Here is an 18150-nt window from a genome sequence, read left to right as displayed (position 1 = left end):
CCCTATAGGAGCCGTTTATGCAGGTTCAATCCCTGATTGTAGTGCCGATCACCTCAACCGCGGTGACGACCACGGAAGTAGTTGATCAAGCCTTGGGTCGAGGCATCGTCGGCCGTGCTTTCCTCGGCGCCTGTCAGGCGGTTGTAGACGCCCTTGCCCAGCTCCTTGCCCAACTCAACACCCCATTGGTCAAAGGCATTGATGCCCCAGATGACGCTCTGTACGAACACTTTGTGCTCATACATCGCCACCAGCGCGCCCAGGCGACGCGGGCTGATCCGCTCGACCACCAGGGTGTTGCTTGGGCGGTTGCCCGGGATCACTTTGTGCGGGGCCAGTTTCTGCACTTCGGCTTCGGCCATGCCTTTGTCGCGCAGCTCGGCTTCGGCTTCGCTAAGGGTTTTGCCGAGCATCAACGCCTGGCTCTGGGACAGGCAGTTGGCGTACAGCCATTGGTGATGGTCGGAGACTGGGTTGAAGCTGACGATTGGCACAATGAAGTCGGCCGGGATCAACTGGGTACCCTGGTGCAGCAACTGGTGGTAGGCGTGCTGACCGTTGCAGCCCACGCCGCCCCAGATCACCGGACCGGTGTCGGTGGCAACCGGCGTGCCATCCTGGCGTACGCTCTTGCCGTTGGATTCCATGTCCAGTTGTTGCAAGTGCTTGGTGATGTTGCGCAGGTAATGGTCATACGGCAGGATCGCGTGGCTCTGCGCGCCCCAGAAGTTGCCGTACCACACACCCAGCAGGCCCAGCAGCACAGGCATGTTCTGTTCAAACGGAGCGTTCTGGAAGTGCTGGTCCATGGAGTAGGCGCCAGACAGCAGTTCCTTGAAGTTGGACATGCCGATGGCCAGGGCGATTGGCAAGCCGATGGCCGACCACAACGAATAACGGCCGCCGACCCAGTCCCACATCGGGAAGATGTTTTCTTCACGGATCCCGAAGGCCACGGCCGCCGCATTGTTGCTCGACACCGCGATGAAGTGGCGATACAGCTCGGCTTCCGAGCCACCCTGGGCCAGGTACCAGGCGCGGGCGGCCTGGGCGTTTTTCAGGGTTTCCAGGGTGTTGAAGGATTTTGACGAGACGATGAACAGCGTGGTCTCGGCGCGCAGCTTCTGGGTCAGTTCGTGGAACTCACTGCCGTCGATATTCGCCAGGTAGTGGCAGCGCACGCCTTTATGGGCGTAGGACAACAGCGCTTCGGAGACCAGCTCCGGGCCGAGGAACGAGCCACCGATGCCGATGTTGACCACGTCCGTGATCGGCTTCTCGGTGTAGCCGCGCCATAGGCCGTCATGAATGCGGCCCACCAGGTCGGTGATCTGGTTCAGCACTTTGTGCACGTCGGGCATGATGTTGGTGCCGTTGACCGACAGCTTGTCGCCCACCGGGCGGCGCAGTGCGGTATGCAGCGCCGGACGGCCTTCCGAAGAGTTGACCGGCTCGCCGTCGAACAGCGCTTTGATCGCGCCCTTGAGGTCGACTTCGTTGGCCAGGTCCACCAGCAGGTCGCGGGTTTGCGCAGTGATGAGGTTTTTCGAGTAATCGAGGAACAGTCCGCAGCTGCTCAGAGTGAACTGGGAAAAGCGCTGGGGATCGGCATTGAACGCTTCGCGCATGCTGAAATCCTGCATGGCTTGGCGATGTTGATTGAGCGCTTGCCAGGCGGGCAGAGCGGTAACGTCATGAGGGGTGCGGTAATACGCCATCGCTGCGGGTTTCCTTTTTATTACTGGGATTGCCTTTAGGACACTGCTGAACCCGGAACGTCCAGTCTTGTATCAAGGATTGGGTTCCAGACAGCGCTAACTATAACGCCGGGCGATTACATTAAACCTAGCGTGTCGATATGTCTTGGCTTTGTCTGTGCAGAGGTTGGTACTTTTTTATACCAGGGCCTGAGGGGCGCTACAAAACCAATGGGGGAGCAGGTTTGTGTGGCATTAGGGCTTGCCCGCTCCCACACAAGCCCGCTCGCACATTGGATTATCGCCAGCTTCAGGCGGGCAAATTGAGATGCAGGTTGTCGATCAACCGGGTCGCGCCCAGGTAAGCGGCAACCAGGATCACCACATCACGATCCTCGACAGTTGCAGGGCGCAGATGCTGGCCCTGGCGAACTTCCAGGTAGTCCATGCGCAGGCCGGCGGCCTCGATGTGCTGGATCTGTTCGGCGCGCAGTTTGGCAAAGTCACGTTCACCGGCCTGGATCGCCGTAGCGATCTGGCTGAGGCTGCGGTACAGCACCGGGGCGATGGCGCGCTGTTCTTGCGTCAGGTAGCCGTTGCGCGAGGACAGCGCCAGGCCGTCATCGGCGCGCACCGTAGGCTCGCCAATGATCTGGATCGGCATGTTCAGGTCGCGCACCATGGCGCGGATCACTGCCAGTTGCTGGTAGTCCTTTTGCCCGAACACTGCCAGGTCAGGCTGGACCATGTTGAACAACTTGCTCACCACCGTCGCCACACCCTCGAAGTGACCGGGGCGGCTGGCGCCGCACAGTCCTTCGGACAACTGCGGTACGCTGACTCGCGTCTGCACCGTCATGCCATCAGGGTACATCTCGTCGACTGTGGGGGCGAACAGCAGGTTGCAGCCGGCCACCAGCAGCTTTTCCTGGTCGGCGGCCAGGGTGCGAGGGTACTTGTCCAGGTCTTCGCCAGCGCCAAACTGCAGCGGGTTGACGAAAATGCTCGCCACCACGAAGTCTGCTTGCTCGGCGGCCCGAGTCACCAGTGTGGCGTGGCCGGCATGCAGGTTACCCATGGTGGGCACGAAGCCGATGCGCTTGCCCGCACTGCGCGCGTGAGTGACCGCGGCCCGCAGTTCGCGCAGGGTTTTGACGGTGTTCATGCCGAGAACCCGTGTTCGATGCCTGGGAAGGTAACGCCTTTGACTTCGGCGACATAGGCGTTCAGTGCGGCCTGGATGCTGTCCTGGCCGGCCATGAAGTTTTTCACGAACTTCGGTGCACGGCCGGTGAGGGCCAGGCCGAGCATGTCGTGCAGCACCAGGACCTGGCCATCGGTGGCGCTGCCCGCGCCAATGCCAATCACCGGGATTTTCACGGCCTGGGTGATTTCTTCAGCCAGTTCGCTCGGCACGCATTCGAGCACGATCATCGCCGCACCGGCCTGCTCCAGGGCAATGGCATCGGCCCGCATCTGCCGCGCCTGGGCTTCATTGCGGCCCTGGACCTTGTAGCCGCCGAGGATATTCACCGACTGCGGCGTCAGGCCCATGTGCGCGCACACCGGTACACCGCGTTCAGCCAGCAGGCGGATCGACTCGGCGAGCCAAACGGCACCTTCGACCTTGATCATATGTGCCCCGGCCTGCATCAGCTTGCCGGCATTCTGGAAGGTCTGCTCAAGCGTTGCGTAACCCATGAACGGTAGGTCGGCGATGATGAAGGCGCCCTGGTTACCGCGCTTGACGCTGGCGGTGTGGTAGGCAAGTTCGTCTGTGGTGACGGGCAGTGTGCTGTCATTCCCTTGAAGAACCATGCCCAGGGAGTCGCCCACCAGTAGCACCTCGACGCCGGCCTGGCAGCAGGCATGGGCGAAGGTGGCGTCATAGCAGGTCAGCATGGCGATTTTTTCACCCTTGAGTTTGAGGCTCTGCAAGGTGGTCAGGGTAATGTCTGGCATGAAAAGGGTCCTCATTCAGGCGCTTGGAAACAGCGAGTAACGCGCGTGAGTCTTCGTTTATACAGGCGCACTTTCTTCAGAGCAGTGCTTATAAGGCCTGGATTGCGCCCTTCAGCGCCGGGTTGGCGGCAGCGGGACGCCTATAGTCGTGAGGAGGACTCTGGAAGTCAATTGGATGTGTTACCGCATTGTTACGAGTGGGGTGTTACCGCTGTTACTGATGCGATTGTAGGAGCGAGCTTGCTCGCGAAGAACATCTAGACAGCGCGTTTAATCAGGCAGCCTGCATTTATATTGACGATTTTCGCGAGCAAGCTCGCTCCTACAGTGGCAAGCGTTCCAGGCCGACGAACGGGCATTCGGCGAGCAGGTCATTGAGTAGACGGCCGTCAGGCAGTTGCAACGTGGCAGGCGCCAGTTCAGCCAGCGGGTACAGCACAAAAGCCCGCAGATGCATCTGGTAATGAGGCACCTTGAGGCGCGCCTCATCGATCAGGCGCTCGCCAAACAGCAGGATATCCAGGTCCAGGGTGCGTGGGCCCCAGCGTTCAAGACGTTCGCGGCCCTGATCGTTCTCGATGGCTTGCAGTGCATCCAGCAGTTCCAGCGGCGCGAGGGCGCTGTCCAGCGCCGCCACGGCATTGGTATAGCGCGGTTGGCCCTGAAGCAGGGAATCACTTTGATAGAAGGCAGAGACACCCGCGACTGTGGTGTTCGGCAATTGCGCCAACGCCTCTATGGCGTTGCGCAATTGCTGCTGCGGGGCAGCGAGGTTGCTGCCCATGCCGATGTAGATACGCTCCACCGTGCTTACTCGCCAGAGGTATCGGCGGCACTGCGTTTGCGCTTGCTACCGCTGCTGCGACGGCGCTTTTTCGGCCCGTCGCCAGTGGCTTCGCCTTTGCTGCTGAGCTCACGAATCATCTCGCGGCGTTCGCTGTCATTGGCGTCCTGGTAGTCGGTCCACCATTCGCCCAGGCCATCGGTCTGTTCGCCAGCGCTTTCACGCAGCAGCAGGAAGTCATAGCCGGCACGGAAGCGCGGGTTGTCCAGCAGCAGGTCGGCACGTTTGCCACTGCGCCGTGGCAGGCGCTCCTGCATGTCCCAGATCTCGCGGATCGGCATGGTGAAACGCTTGGGGATCGCGATGCGCTGGCACTGTTCGGCGATCAGTTCGTGCGCCGCTTCCTGCATCGCCGGAATCGGCGGCATGCCGCGGTTCTGCAGGCGCAGTACCCGGGCTGGCAGCGCAGGCCACAGCAGGGCAGCAAACAGGAACGCCGGGGTCACCGGTTTGTTCTGTTTGATCCGCAGGTCAGTGTTGATCAAGGCTTCACTGATCAGGGTGTGGGTGTACGTCGGGTTGTGCTCCAGTGCATCGGCGCTGGCCGGGAACAGTGGGTCGAACAACTGCAGGTCCACCAGCATTTCGAACGTGTCGGCGGCATGCCCGGACAGGAACAGCTTGAGCACTTCCTCGAACAGGCGCGCCGAGGGGATTTCCCGCAGCATGGGTGCCAGTTCGCGAATCGGCGCGGCCGTGTGTTTCTCGATGCCGAAGTTCAGCTTGGCGGCAAACCGCACGGCCCGCAGCATGCGCACCGGATCTTCCTGGTAGCGCTGCGTGGGGTCGCCGATCAGGCGGATCAGGTGATTGCGGATATCGTGCACACCGTTGGCGTAATCGAGAATGCGTTCGCTGACCGGATCGTAATAAAGGGCATTGATGGTGAAGTCGCGACGTTGCGCGTCTTCTTCCAGGGTGCCGTACACATTGTCCCGCAGGATACGTCCGCTTTCGTTGCGGGAAGACTGGTTGCTGTCTTCCTCTTCATCGTTTTGCGGGTGGCCCGCGCGGAAGGTCGCGACCTCAATGATCTCGCGACCAAAGTGGATGTGCACCAACTTGAAGCGTCGTCCGATGATTCGCGCGTTGCGAAACTCGGCACGCACTTGTTCGGGCGTGGCGCTGGTGGCGACGTCGAAATCCTTGGGAGTGATGTTGAGCAACATGTCGCGCACACAACCGCCGACCAGGTAGGCCTGGTAGCCAGCGTTCTGCAGGCGTTCGACGATGTTCACCGCATAACGGCTGAACTGGGCGCGCTGCAGCGAATGTTGATTGCTGTTGAGCACTTCAGGCGTGCTGCGAATGTGTTGCGTACGACGCAAGGGGGAACGGAATGACTGGAACAACTTCTTCAGCATGGGATGCACTGTTTGAAGGAATGTTCGGCCATAACGAAGAATGACCGCATGATGGGCCGGGATTCTAGCATTTAGTCAGGGGATGGTGTAGGAACTAGCTGCAAGCGTTGAGCCAGAGGCTTAAATAAGCCGGCGTGATGCTCAAATTGCAGAAACTACAAGGGGAGCCGAAGCTCCCCCAGAAAGTAGTTGCGTGCTCTATTTTTATTATTGATTTCGGGCTTCTTGTTTTTGTTGATCGCCCTCGCCATGAGATTTGACCTTCATGACACTCCCAATCGGGAGTCAAGAGCAAACGGATTGCTTTGGTCGCTGTGTTGCTATGATCAATGATCCAACCAGTTCAGGCTCTGCCTTAGGGCAGTTTTTGTTGTTCTCGGCCTGGTTGCGGGGCAAGCCCCAAATGCAACGCCTCTCCAAAAGAATCAGTTAGCTGCGCCTCCGCCGTGTTGTTTTTATTATGCGTGAGTCGATTCGTCTTATTTTTATTGTGTGTGTACGGTGCTTTTTATTGTTCTTGTACTAAGCATATAGCAGGGTGCGTGCCAACTTTTGCAAACCCCAGCAAAACAAGGGGTTTTGCCGGTTATGGTGGGTTTGGCAGGCATAAAAAAGCCGGGGCTTCGTTACCGTAAGCCCCGGCTTTTTGTTACGTGAATATCTGAGGTAACAGTTTTTTCACGTTTGGGGTGTTACCCGATGTGAGCTGGCCTCAGCTTTCGCTGGCAACCCCGGTCTTGCGCCGTGGAATGCCCAGGCGCTGGCGCCGCTCCCACAGGCATTTGCGGCTGACACCCAGTTTGCGTGCCAGTTCGGTCTCGGTCATGTGGTCCTGGTGCTCCAGGACGAAGTGCTGGAAGTAGTCCTCCAGGGACAAGTCTTCCGTGGGTTCGTGGCTGGTGTTACTGCCGCCCTGTTGCGGTGCCAGGCCAATGAAGTCGTCATCGTCCAGGTCGCTCAGTTCGATATCGATGCCCAGCAGCTCGGCGGAGATCTGTGGGCTCTCCGACAGGATCACCGCGCGTTCCACGGCGTTTTCCAGCTCGCGCACGTTGCCAGGCCACGAATAATGGCGGATGGCCTGTTCGGCGTCGGCCGCAAACGTCAGGTCGGTACGGTTGACCCGGGCGCTTTGGCGCAACAGGAACGCATTGGCAATCTCGTTGACGTCGGCACCGCGTTCACGCAGGGCCGGCAGCTTGAGGGCGATCACGTGCAGGCGGTAATACAGGTCTTCACGGAACTGGCCGATTTTCGCCAGGCTTTTGAGGTCCCGGTGAGTCGCGGCAATCAGGCGCACGTCGACTTTTTGCGACTGTACCGAGCCGACCCGACGAATCTCACCTTCCTGCAGCACCCGTAGCAGGCGCGCCTGGGCTTCCAGGGGCAGTTCACCGATTTCGTCGAGGAACAGGGTGCCGCCGTCCGCCGCTTCTACCAGGCCGGCGCGTCCGGCGCTGGCACCGGTAAAGGCACCTTTCTCATGGCCGAACAGTTCGGATTCGATCAGGGATTCGGGGATCGCCGCACAGTTCACCGAGATCATCGGTGCCTTGGCGCGCTTGGACAGGTTGTGCAGGGCACGGGCCACCAGCTCCTTGCCGGTACCGGACTCGCCCTGAATCAAAACATTGGAGTCGGTGGGCGCAACCTTGCGGATCTTGACGTACAGGTCCTGCATGGGTGGGCAGGAGCCGATGATGCCGATTTCGCCATTGCTGTTGTCCACGCCTGGCTTGTCGCTGCCATTGGCGGCCTTGCCGGCAGGTCGTTCAGCGGGTGCACTGCTGGCCGACTGACGGTCACGCAGGATACGAGCTACCGCCTGGAGCATCTCATCGTGATCGAAGGGCTTGGCGATGTAGTCAACCGCGCCCATCTTCATCGAATCGACCGCCGAGCGCAGGCTGGCATAGCTGGTCATGATCAGCACCGGCGTGCCCTGGCCCAGCTTGATCAGTTCGGTGCCCGGTGCGCCAGGCAGGCGCAGGTCACTGACGATCAGGTCGAACGTGGGAATGCTGAAACGCTCCTGGGCTTCCTGCACCGAGCCGGCTTCGCTGACCTGGTACTGATTACGTTCAAGCAGGCGACGCAAGGCAGAGCGGATAATGGTTTCGTCTTCGACGATCAAAATGTGCGGCATTGATTCAATTCTCTCGACGGTCTCAGTTCACAGCGGACGTCGCTTCGACATGACGCGGCAAGGTCACCCGAATACGGGTGCCGCGTTGGCTTTCGGTGTCAGCCGGGCTGTCGATGGTGATTTGTCCATAATGCTCTTCAACGATGGAATAGACCAGTGCAAGGCCCAGACCGGTACCTTCACCAGGGTCCTTGGTGGTGAAGAAGGGTTCGAACAATCGGTCCATGATGTTCTGTGGAATACCGCTGCCTTCGTCCTCCACGATCAGGTCGACCGTGTGCTCGAAAGCCTCGCTCTTGACCCTTACCGCACTGCCGGCGGGTGTCGCGTCGCGGGCGTTGGACAACAGGTTGATCAGCACCTGGGCCAGGCGTTGTGAGTCGCCGACCACCCAGTGTTCCGGATCGCACAAGTTATAGAACTGTACTTCGAAATTGCGCCGGTTCAAGGCCAGCAGCCCAATGGCATCCTGGGCGACTTCGGCCAGGCACACCGCTTCATCGTGATTCTGGTGGCCGCCAGCATGGGCAAAGCTCATCAGCGATTGCACGATGCGCGAGACACGCTTGGTCTGTTCGAGGATTTGCCCGCTGATTTCGGTGATTTCGCCGTCTTCTTCGCGCTCTTCACGCAGGTTCTGCGCCAGGCAGGCGATACCGGTGATCGGGTTGCCAATCTCGTGGGCCACCCCAGCCGCCAGGCGCCCGATACTGGCCAGGCGCTCGGAGTGCACCAGTTTGTCTTCGAGCATCTGGGTTTCGGTCAGGTCTTCGACCAGCAACACCAGGCCGCTGTTGCCGGGGGCCAGGGGTTCGTCGATCGCTGCTTTGTGCAGGTTCAGCCAGCGCGTCTGGCCGTCGAGGGCCAGGTGCTGTTTGTGCAGGTGTTCATCCGGCAGGTTGATAAAACCCTGCAACAATTCTTTCCACGGATCGGCGATGGTGGTCAGGCGCGAGCCCACCACGCGCTGGGCGGCGATGCCGGTCAGCTCTTCCATGGCCTTGTTCCACATCAGGATCTCCTGGTCCTTGGCCAGGGAGCAGACGCCCATGGGCAGTTCCTGCAAGGTCTGGCGGTGGTAGCGGCGCAGGGCGTCGAGTTCGGCGGCAAGGCCGGTGAGGCGCGAGTGGTAGTCCTCCAGCCGGCTCTCGATAAAATGGATGTCTTCGGTGACATAGTTTTCGCCGCCGGCCTTGTAGGGCAGGAAAGTCTCCACCATGTCCTGGGACACACTGGGGCCCATCAGCCCGGACAGGTTGGCCTCGATGCGGTCGCGCAGGCGGCGCAGGGCATAGGGCCGGCGCTCATCGAAGGGCAGGTACAGATCGCGCAGTGCCTGCTCCACTTCCTTTTGCGCGGCCTTGGCGCCCAGGGGCTTGGCCAGTTGCGTGGCGAACTCCTGGGGCGAAGCCGCATGCAGTTCGCGGCGCTGCGGGCGGCGCACGTTATCTACGGCGCAGGCTTCGGCGGCGCTGGTTTCTTCGGGGCTGGCGTTGGTGAACAGGGAGATCAGGGTGAACATCAGCACGTTGGCTGCCAGCGAGGCGATGGCCGCCATGTGCCAACTGGTGTCATCCAGCACGTAGATCATGTTCAGCAGCGGGATGTAGAAGCCCTGCAGGTTACCGACCAGCGGCAGCAGCATGGTCACCAGCCACACCAGGATCCCCGCCAGCAGCCCGGCGATAAACCCGCGCCGGTTGGCGGTCGGCCAGTACAGCACCGAGAGCACGCCCGGCAAGAACTGCAACGTAGCGACGAAGGCCACAATGCCGAGGTTGGCCAGGTCCTGCTCGGCCGCCATCAGCAGGTAGAAGCCATAGCCGGCCATGATGATTGCCACGATCAGCGCGCGGCGTGTCCATTTCAGCCAGCGGTAGATGTTGCCTTCGGCAGGCGGCTGGTACAGCGGCAGCACCAGGTGGTTGAGGGCCATGCCCGACAGCGCCAGGGTGGTGACAATGATCAAGCCACTGGCCGCCGATAAGCCGCCGACGTAGGCCAGCAAGGCCAGGGATTTACTGTTGGCGGCGATGCCGATGCCGAGGGTGAAGTATTCCGGGTTGGTGGTGGCCCCCAGTTTCAGGCCGGCCCAGAGGATCAGCGGCACCGCCAGGCTCATCAGCAGCAGGAACAGCGGCAAGCCCCAACTAGCGCTGACCAGCGAGCGCGGGTTGAGGTTCTCGGTAAAGGTCATGTGGTACATGTGCGGCATGACGATGGCGGAGGCAAAGAACACCAGCAACAGCGTGCGCCATGGGCCTTCTTGCAGCGGGGTGTGCAGGGCGGCGAGGGCGGTCTGGTTTTGCAGCAGCCACAGCTCAAGTTGTTGCGGGCCGTCGAACACGCCGTACAGCGCGTACAGGCCCACGCCGCCGATGGCGATCAGCTTGATTACCGATTCGAAGGCAATCGCAAACACCAGGCCTTCGTGTTTTTCCCGGGTGGCGATATGCCGCGAGCCGAAAAAAATCGTGAACAGGGTAATCAGCGCACAAAAGCTCAGGGCTACGCGATGTTGCACCGGCTCATGGGTGAGGATGCCGATGGAATCGGCCACGGCCTGGATTTGCAGGGCCAAAAGCGGCAGCACGCCGATCAGCATGAAAATCGTGGTCAGCGCGCCGGCCCAGGTGCTGCGAAAGCGAAAGGCAAACAGGTCGGCCAACGACGATAACTGGTAGGTGCGGGTGATCTTCAGGATCGGGTACAGCAGCACCGGCGCCAGCAGGAAGGCCCCAGAGACTCCGAGGTAGCTGGAAAGAAATCCGTAACCGTACTGGTACGCCAGGCCCACCGTGCCATAGAACGCCCAGGCGCTGGCATACACGCCCAGCGACAAGGTGTAGGTCAGCGGGTGGCGAATGATCGCCCGCGGGATCATCCCGCGCTCACTGATCCAGGCCACCCCGAACAGCGCGGCCAGGTAGGCGGCGCTGATCAGCAGCATCTGGGTCAGGCTAAAGCTCATCGGCATCTTTTTGGCTCTGCAGGATAAAGGTCACGACGATCAGGATCAGCCACAGCAGATAAGGGCGATACCAGGCGCCCGTGGCGTCGATCCACCAGTCCATGATGGCGGGAGAAAACAGGTAGATCCCGACGACCAACAGCAGGACCAAGCGATAGATGTACATGTTGGCCTCTGATTGAAAAACTGCGGCGATGTTAACGGATGGCTGGCAGGCTGCAAGCGCCTTCAGTGTAATTGCGCCTCGGCCAATGTGAGTGTGCGCGGGATCCGAGTGGCATCCCAGTGCGCAATGCCCCAATCCAGCAGTTCCCGTGGGCTGGCATGGTGCAGTTCATCCCCAGGTTGCTGGCCGAGCGCGCGCAACGCCCTTAGTAGCAACGGTGTGGCCTGGTCGGGCATCAATGGCGGGGAGCGGTAGGATTTGCCCAGCTTGTTACCGTCCGGCTGGATGATCAGGGGCACATGCAGGTAGCGCGGCTGGCGCAGGCCCAGCAACTCTTGCAGGTACAGCTGGCGTGGCGTGGAGTCGAGCAGGTCGGCGCCGCGTACGATATCGGTTACGCCTTGCCAGGCATCGTCGAGCACCACGGCCAGTTGATAGGCATATAGGCCGTCGCGGCGGCGGATGATGAAATCGCCGACATCGCGGCCCAGGTGTTGTCGGAATTGGCCTTGTACACGGTCGGTGAAATGGTATTCCAGCTCGGGAACACGTAGACGAATGGCGGCATCCTGCTGATCGTGGCCGGCATTGCGGCATAGGCCGGGGTAAATGCCGTTGTACGGTTCCAGTTGCTTGCGTGAGCAGGTGCAGGCGTAGGCCAGGCCATGGTTGAACATGTCGTTCAGTACTTTGGCGTAGGCATCATGCCGCTCGCTTTGTCGGACCAGTTCCCCGTCCCACTCAAAACCATAGCTTTCCAGGGCATGCAGGATCGCTGCCTGGGCGCCGGGTTCTTCACGGGGTGGGTCGAGGTCTTCCATGCGCATTAGCCAGCGGCCTTGATTGGCACGGGCGTCGAGATAGGAGGCGAGGGCTGCAACCAGGGAGCCGAAGTGCAGGTGGCCGCTGGGCGTGGGGGCGAAACGCCCGATATAGGGGGAGGCTGTCATGGCCTGGATATTACTGGAAAACCGCCAGGCGCCAGAAACAAAAATGGGGCGTTTGCACGCCCCATTCGTTCAGCTCGGCAGGGATTACTTGCCGACCTGCTTTTCCTTGATTTCGGCCAAGGTCTTGCAGTCCACGCACATGTCTGCGGTAGGACGGGCTTCCAGGCGGCGAATGCCGATCTCGACGCCGCAGGATTCGCACCAACCGTATTCTTCGTCTTCGATCAGTTGCAGCGTCTTGTCGATTTTCTTGATCAGCTTGCGCTCGCGATCACGGGCGCGCAGTTCAAGGCTGAACTCTTCTTCCTGGCTGGCTCGGTCGGCCGGGTCAGGGAAGTTGGCTGCTTCGTCCTTCATATGGTCAACGGTACGGTCGACCTCCTGCATCAAGTCCTGTTTCCATTTCTGCAGGATCTTGGTGAAGTGCTTGCGCATGGGCTCGCCCATGTACTCTTCGCCCTTCGACTCGATGTAGGGTTCGAAGCCGCTGATGCTCTGTTGCTTTGCTTGGGTGGACATGAATAGACCGCCTCTCACTCTTCTAATCCATTGCGCAGGATTGCAACATCACCGACACCTGCCGGCCCTGCGGCTGCAAGCGGGCGAACTTACCAGATAGATTCGGGGTGCGCCACTCCCGGTTGTCTGGGCCCGTCGCGCCGGGGTTGCAAACGGCTGCGACCCGCCGTGGCCGGGCATGCATCGTCCCGAATGATGATTTTAGTCTTTTTGCCGGCGCTTGCCCGGCTCATCATCGCCAGCCAGGCAGGCAATAGAACATGTTTTACCTCACGGGTTCGGTAGAATCCCGATTTTGTCCTCATTGTTAAGGAAGGCTAATGGCTCAGCCCTACAGTGCTCGCAGTCGTGCTATCGAACCTTTTCATGTCATGGCGTTGCTGGCGCGGGCCAATGAGCTACAGGCCGCTGGCCATGATGTGATTCACCTGGAGATCGGCGAACCGGACTTCACCACCGCCGAGCCGATCATCCAGGCCGGCCAGGCCGCGCTGGCCAATGGCAAGACCCGCTACACCGCTGCCCGTGGCCTGCCGGAGTTGCGCGAGGCCATCAGTGGTTTCTACCAGCAGCGCTATGGCTTGAACATCGACCCCGAGCGCATCCTGATCACCCCGGGCGGCTCCGGGGCCTTGCTGTTGGCCAGCAGCCTGCTGGTGGATCCCGGCAAGCACTGGTTGCTGGCGGACCCTGGCTACCCCTGTAACCGGCATTTCCTGCGACTGGTCGAGGGTGCGGCGCAACTGGTGCCGGTTGGTCCCGAGGTGCGTTACCAACTGACCGCCGACCTGGTGGAGCGTTATTGGGACCAGGACAGCGTGGGGGCCTTGGTTGCCTCGCCGGCCAACCCGACCGGGACCATCCTGACCCGTGATGAGCTGGCTGGCCTGTCCAGTGCGATCAAGGCGCGCAATGGCCATTTGGTGGTGGATGAGATCTATCACGGCCTGACCTATGGCACTGACGCAGCCAGCGTGCTGGAAGTGGATGATGACGCGTTCGTCCTAAACAGTTTTTCGAAGTATTTCGGCATGACCGGTTGGCGCCTTGGCTGGCTGGTGGCGCCCCCCGCAGCCGTGGGCGAACTGGAGAAACTGGCGCAGAACCTGTACATCAGCGCCCCCAGCATGGCCCAGCACGCAGCATTGGCCTGTTTTACCCCGCAGACCCTGGCGATTCTTGAAGAGCGACGGGCCGAATTCGGGCGCCGGCGTGACTTTTTGTTACCGGCTCTGCGCGAGTTGGGTTTCGGTATTGCGGTCGAGCCTGAAGGGGCGTTTTACCTGTATGCCGATATCAGCGCCTTTGGTGGCGATGCTTTCGCGTTCTGCCGGCATTTTCTGGAAACCGAGCATGTGGCATTCACGCCAGGGTTGGATTTCGGTCGCTTCCAGGCCGGTCATCATGTGCGTTTTGCCTACACGCAAAACCTTGATCGACTACAGGAAGCAGTGGAACGCATTGCCCGTGGCTTGCAGAGTTGGCAAGGCTGATGCGCTTTCATCCTCCCCTCGAAGAAGGTCGGCTGATTCGCCGCTACAAGCGCTTTCTGGCCGACATCGAAACCGCAGCCGGCGAATTGCTGACCATCCACTGCCCGAACACTGGCTCGATGTTCAACTGCATGGTCGAGGGCGGGCAAGTCTGGTTCAGCCGCTCCAACGACCCCAAGCGCAAGCTGCCGGGGACCTGGGAAATCGCGCAAACACCCCAGGGCCGCCTGGCGTGCGTCAACACCGCGCGCGCCAATCAACTGGTTGAAGAAGCGCTGAATGCTGGAGTGATCACCGAACTCAACGGCTTTACCGCCTTAAAGCGCGAAGTGCCCTACGGCCAGGAGAAGAGCCGTATCGACTTTCGCCTGGACTACCCCGACGGTGCAGCTTATGTCGAAGTCAAAAGTGTCACCCTGGGGTTTGACGGCACGCCTATCGCAGCGTTTCCCGATGCGGTGACTCAGCGTGGGGCCAAACATTTGCGTGAGCTGGCGCATCTGGCTCGCAGCGGTGTACGAGCCGTGCAGTTGTACTGTGTGAATCTGTCTGGCATCGACGGTGTACGGCCGGCCGAGGAAATCGACGCGGGCTATGCCGCGGCACTGCGTGAAGCCAAGGCTGCCGGGGTGCAAGTCTTAGCTTACGGTGTGCAGGTGAGTGCGCAGCAAATCTATATCGATCGCCCACTGCCAGTGTTGCTCAACCCCTAGAGCTGTACCCACAATCCCTGTGCGTCCTCGCGGCCGGGCAGGGGGGTCAAGCTTTGGCCTGCGCAGGGGCCGGCGACGCATTCGCCGTTTTCGATCAGAAACAATGCGCCATGGGTGGCACATTGGATCATGCTCGCGCTGGGATCGAGAAACCGGTCAGGTTGCCATTCCAGCGGTACGCCGCGATGAGGACAACGGTTGATATAGAAATACACCCGGCCTTCGCGGCGTACGGCAAACAGCTTGCGGCCATCGAGATCGAAGCCGCGGCTGCTGTCTTGGGCAAGTTCGTGGGACGGGCACAGAAACTTCATGAGTGTTCTCAGGTGGTGCGGGTCAAGGGCTGCAGGGCGATCCAGGGTTTATGGGCGAGCCTGGCGCTTGACGTTCAAATGCAAACAATTATCAAATGCCGGCTTCGCCCGTTAGCTGACTGCGTGCTCAGTACGATGCCAGACCGCCAGGATCTGTCACACGATTGAGTGATTCAGTGGCTCCACCCCTTGGAAGGAAACCCTTTTATGCGCCTGAGTACCAGCGCTATTGCGCTTGTTGTCGGACTGCTGGTCAACCACGGGGCACAAGCCTCTGAGCTGCCACAACGCTGGGTCAGTGCAGGCGGTGCATTGTCGGAGTGGGTGACGGCCCTGGGTGGGGAGTCCAAACTGGTGGGTGTCGACACCACCAGTCAGCATCCGCAATCACTCAAGGCACTGCCCAGTATCGGTTACCAGCGCCAACTGTCGGCCGAAGGGATCTTGAGCCTGCGCCCGCAAATCCTGGTGGGCACCGAGGAAATGGGGCCGCCGCCGGTGCTGGCGCAGATACGTGGTGCAGGCGTGCAAGTGGAGCTGTTCTCCGCGCAGCCGGATTTGCCGACCCTGCAAGGCAACCTGCAACATCTTGGCAAACTGTTGGGGGCCGAAGCCAAGGCTGCGGCACTGTTCAACACCTATCAGCAGCAACTGGACGAGCAGAAAGCCGCTGTGGCCCAGGCGCAAACCCGGCAAAAGGCCCCAGGTGTGCTGCTGGTGCTCGGGCATGCCGGTGGCAAACCACTGATCGCCGGCAAGGACACTGCCGCCGATTGGGTGCTGCAACACGCCGGTGGGCACAACCTGGCGACGCACAGTGGCTACAAGCCATTTTCCGTAGAGTCCCTGGCGGGGCTGAGTCCTGAAGTGCTGGTGTTCTCTGATCGCGCCCTGAGTGGCGAGGCAGCCCGCGCGGCCTTGTTCAAGGAAAACCCGATTCTGGCAGCCACTTCTGCGGCCAAGACCGGGCGAGTCTTTGAGTTGGACCCCACCTTGTTGGTCGGTGGCCTGGGGCCGCGTTTGCCGGCCAGCCTGCAAGCCTTGTCCGCCGGGTTCTATCCGCCTAAAACCCAAGCTGCCCCATGACGACTCTGGTTAAACCGCGCGCGCTGTTCATCGGTTTGAGCCTGTTATGTGTATTGGCGATCTGGCTGTCCCTGGCTTTGGGGCCGGTCAGCCTGCCATTGCTCGACACCTTGCGCGCCGCCTTGCGTTTGCTTGGCGTGCCCATCGAGGCCCAGGGGTTGGAGCAGGCCGAGTTGATTCTCGGGCAGATCCGTTTACCGCGCACCTTGTTGGGGCTGGCGGTTGGCGGGGTGCTGGCGCTGTCGGGGGTGGCGATGCAGGGGTTGTTCCGCAACCCGTTGGCCGACCCGGGTTTGGTCGGCGTGTCCAGTGGCGCCGCGCTGGGGGCGGCGGTGGCCATCGTCGGTGGCGCGGCCTTCGGTGGCCTGCCGGATGCCGTGGGGCCGTATCTGCTGTCGTTGTGTGCGTTTCTCGGCGGGCTGGGTGTGACTGCGCTGGTCTATCGCCTGGGACGACGTGACGGCCAGACCAATGTCGCAACCATGCTGTTGGCCGGCATCGCCTTGACCGCACTGGCGGCCTCGGCGGTGGGCCTGTTCACCTACCTGGCGGATGACGCCACCTTGCGCACCCTGACGTTCTGGAACCTGGGCAGCCTCAATGGTGCCAGCTACTCGCGTTTGTGGCCGTTGTTGCTGGTCAGTGCCGGTGTGGCGCTGTGGCTACCGCGCCGGGCCAAGGCGCTCAACGCTTTGCTCCTGGGGGAATCGGAAGCCAGTCACCTGGGGATCAACGTTGAGGGGCTCAAGCGTGAGCTGGTGTTTTGCACGGCCCTCGGGGTGGGCGCAGCGGTCGCGGCCGCAGGGTTGATCGGTTTTGTCGGGCTGGTGGTGCCGCACCTTGTGCGGCTGCTGGCCGGGCCGGATCACCGGGTGCTGTTGCCGGCTTCGGTGCTGGCTGGCGCGAGCCTGTTGTTATTCGCTGACCTGGTAGCGCGCCTGGCCCTGGCACCCGCGGAATTGCCCATTGGGATTGTTACCGCCTTTATCGGCGCCCCGTTCTTTCTTTACTTGCTGTTACGAGGGCGCGCCTGATGCTGCGAGTGGAAAACCTGCAGGTCCGTCGCGGTCGCAAAACCGTATTGGCCGATGTGACCCTGGACCTCAGGCCGGGTGAAGTCTTGGGCGTGCTGGGCCCTAATGGCGCGGGCAAAAGCACATTGCTCGGTGCATTGTGTGCGCAGTTGCACCCGGATGAGGGGCAGGTATGGCTGGGCGATCGCGCGCTAAAGGATTGGCAGGGCGCGCAACGGGCCCAGCGCCTTGCGGTGCTGCCCCAAGTGTCGACCCTGGACTTCGCTTTTCGCGTCGAGGAAGTGGTGGGCATGGGGCGCTTGCCCCATCAGACCGGGCGCGTGCGCGACGATGAAATCATCGCCGCCGCCTTGCAGGCCGCCGATGTGGGCCATTTGAGCGGGCGCAGCTACCTGGCTTTGTCCGGTGGCGAGCGCCAGCGCGTGCACCTGGCGCGGGTACTGGCGCAACTATGGCCGGGTGAAGCTGGGCAGACGTTATTGCTCGATGAGCCGACCTCGATGCTTGACCCCTTGCACCAGCACACCACCTTGCAGGCTATCCGCAGATTCGCTGACCGTGGTGCCGCCGTGCTGGTGATCCTCCACGACCTGAACCTGGCCGCGCGCTACTGCGACCGTATCCTGCTGCTGGAGAACGGCCGCCCCCATGCCCTGGATACGCCGACGCAGGTGTTGCGTCCTGAACTGCTCAAGGCGGTGTTTGGCCTGGATGTACTGGTGCAGCCCCATCCTGAGCTAGGTCATCCATTGATCATCGCCCGTTAAAAAACCGTAGGCAAAAAAAGACCCGGCAAGAGCCGGGTCAAATAACCGTGATTAGCCTGATGAGGAGATAAGCTGAGAGTCCGAACCAATGGTCTTTCAGTTATCGGCTGATCTCGCGACCAGT

At 61.0% G+C, this 18150-nt stretch carries 16 protein-coding genes; 5 read left to right on the top strand and 11 right to left on the bottom strand.

The annotated features are described in order from the left end of the window. Positions 1 to 53 precede the first annotated feature (53 nt). From pgi to dksA, 10 genes are all read right to left on the bottom strand, one after another. A complete protein-coding gene (gene pgi, locus BFQ03_RS09415) occupies positions 54 to 1718 on the bottom strand; it encodes a glucose-6-phosphate isomerase (protein WP_032862925.1) in 1665 nt (554 codons plus the stop codon). Positions 1719 to 2007: 289 nt separating this feature from the next. Continuing rightward, positions 2008 to 2862 carry a pantoate--beta-alanine ligase gene (panC, locus tag BFQ03_RS09410; RefSeq protein WP_032862927.1) on the bottom strand — a complete coding sequence of 285 codons (855 nt, stop codon included), beginning with the start codon at positions 2860 to 2862 and terminating at the stop codon, positions 2008 to 2010. Further along, the gene (gene panB, locus BFQ03_RS09405; RefSeq protein WP_065942924.1) at positions 2859 to 3659 is read right to left on the bottom strand and encodes a 3-methyl-2-oxobutanoate hydroxymethyltransferase; all 801 of its coding nucleotides are present in this window, start codon (positions 3657 to 3659) and stop codon (positions 2859 to 2861) included. Before panB ends, panC begins: the two co-directional genes overlap by 4 nt. Positions 3660 to 3981: 322 nt before the next feature. After that, entirely contained in the window at positions 3982 to 4464 is a 483-nt protein-coding gene (folK, locus tag BFQ03_RS09400) for a 2-amino-4-hydroxy-6-hydroxymethyldihydropteridine diphosphokinase (RefSeq protein ID WP_065942923.1), read from the bottom strand. Positions 4465 to 4469: 5 nt separating this feature from the next. Beyond that, positions 4470 to 5867, bottom strand: a complete 1398-nt coding sequence (locus BFQ03_RS09395; RefSeq protein ID WP_029298948.1) for a polynucleotide adenylyltransferase PcnB — start codon at positions 5865 to 5867, stop codon at positions 4470 to 4472. A 712-nt stretch (positions 5868 to 6579) separates the two neighbouring features. Next, positions 6580 to 8013 (bottom strand): sigma-54-dependent transcriptional regulator, encoded by a 1434-nt coding sequence (locus BFQ03_RS09390; protein ID WP_032862930.1) that lies wholly within the window; start codon positions 8011 to 8013, stop codon positions 6580 to 6582. A gap of 22 nt (positions 8014 to 8035) precedes the next feature. Further along, the gene (locus BFQ03_RS09385) at positions 8036 to 10990 is read right to left on the bottom strand and encodes a sensor histidine kinase (protein ID WP_162237657.1); all 2955 of its coding nucleotides are present in this window, start codon (positions 10988 to 10990) and stop codon (positions 8036 to 8038) included. Beyond that, the gene (locus BFQ03_RS29705) at positions 10974 to 11150 is read right to left on the bottom strand and encodes a hypothetical protein (RefSeq protein ID WP_003176118.1); all 177 of its coding nucleotides are present in this window, start codon (positions 11148 to 11150) and stop codon (positions 10974 to 10976) included. Before BFQ03_RS29705 ends, BFQ03_RS09385 begins: the two co-directional genes overlap by 17 nt. A gap of 62 nt (positions 11151 to 11212) precedes the next feature. Continuing rightward, the gene (gene gluQRS / locus BFQ03_RS09380; protein WP_032862932.1) at positions 11213 to 12100 is read right to left on the bottom strand and encodes a tRNA glutamyl-Q(34) synthetase GluQRS; all 888 of its coding nucleotides are present in this window, start codon (positions 12098 to 12100) and stop codon (positions 11213 to 11215) included. 84 nt (positions 12101 to 12184) lie between these two features. Then, positions 12185 to 12619 carry an RNA polymerase-binding protein DksA gene (dksA, locus tag BFQ03_RS09375; RefSeq protein WP_032862933.1) on the bottom strand — a complete coding sequence of 145 codons (435 nt, stop codon included), beginning with the start codon at positions 12617 to 12619 and terminating at the stop codon, positions 12185 to 12187. 320 nt (positions 12620 to 12939) lie between these two features. Here dksA and BFQ03_RS09370 point away from each other — a divergent pair, with 320 nt between their 5' ends. Both BFQ03_RS09370 and sfsA read left to right on the top strand, forming a co-directional pair. Next, complete coding sequence (locus tag BFQ03_RS09370) at positions 12940 to 14112, top strand: pyridoxal phosphate-dependent aminotransferase (protein WP_065942922.1); 1173 nt, start codon at positions 12940 to 12942, stop codon at positions 14110 to 14112. Continuing rightward, positions 14112 to 14825 carry a DNA/RNA nuclease SfsA gene (gene sfsA / locus BFQ03_RS09365; RefSeq protein WP_032862935.1) on the top strand — a complete coding sequence of 238 codons (714 nt, stop codon included), beginning with the start codon at positions 14112 to 14114 and terminating at the stop codon, positions 14823 to 14825. The genes BFQ03_RS09370 and sfsA overlap by 1 nt, the downstream gene beginning before the upstream one ends. On the opposite strand, the gene BFQ03_RS09360 is transcribed toward sfsA, so the two are convergent. Beyond that, positions 14822 to 15139: a Rieske (2Fe-2S) protein gene (locus BFQ03_RS09360; RefSeq protein WP_032862936.1), complete on the bottom strand. Its 318-nt coding sequence runs from the start codon at positions 15137 to 15139 to the stop codon at positions 14822 to 14824. The genes sfsA and BFQ03_RS09360 overlap by 4 nt on opposite strands. Positions 15140 to 15346: 207 nt before the next feature. Between BFQ03_RS09360 and BFQ03_RS09355 the strand changes: the two genes are divergently transcribed. From BFQ03_RS09355 to BFQ03_RS09345, 3 genes are read left to right on the top strand one after another with little or no spacing between them, the layout of a single operon-like run. Next, on the top strand, positions 15347 to 16225 hold the full coding sequence (locus BFQ03_RS09355) for a heme/hemin ABC transporter substrate-binding protein (RefSeq protein WP_065942921.1): 879 nt from the start codon (positions 15347 to 15349) through the stop codon (positions 16223 to 16225). After that, positions 16222 to 17259 carry a FecCD family ABC transporter permease gene (locus BFQ03_RS09350; RefSeq protein ID WP_032862939.1) on the top strand — a complete coding sequence of 346 codons (1038 nt, stop codon included), beginning with the start codon at positions 16222 to 16224 and terminating at the stop codon, positions 17257 to 17259. The genes BFQ03_RS09355 and BFQ03_RS09350 overlap by 4 nt, the downstream gene beginning before the upstream one ends. Further along, positions 17259 to 18026: a heme ABC transporter ATP-binding protein gene (locus tag BFQ03_RS09345; protein WP_065942920.1), complete on the top strand. Its 768-nt coding sequence runs from the start codon at positions 17259 to 17261 to the stop codon at positions 18024 to 18026. Before BFQ03_RS09350 ends, BFQ03_RS09345 begins: the two co-directional genes overlap by 1 nt. Positions 18027 to 18150 lie beyond the last annotated feature (124 nt).

It is taken from the genome of Pseudomonas sp. 25 R 14 (assembly GCF_900004755.1).
Classification (GTDB): Bacteria; Pseudomonadota; Gammaproteobacteria; order Pseudomonadales; family Pseudomonadaceae; genus Aquipseudomonas; species Aquipseudomonas brenneri.
The sequence above is the reverse complement of the archived record's forward strand: the minus strand, read 5'-3'. Positions and strand labels throughout refer to the sequence as shown.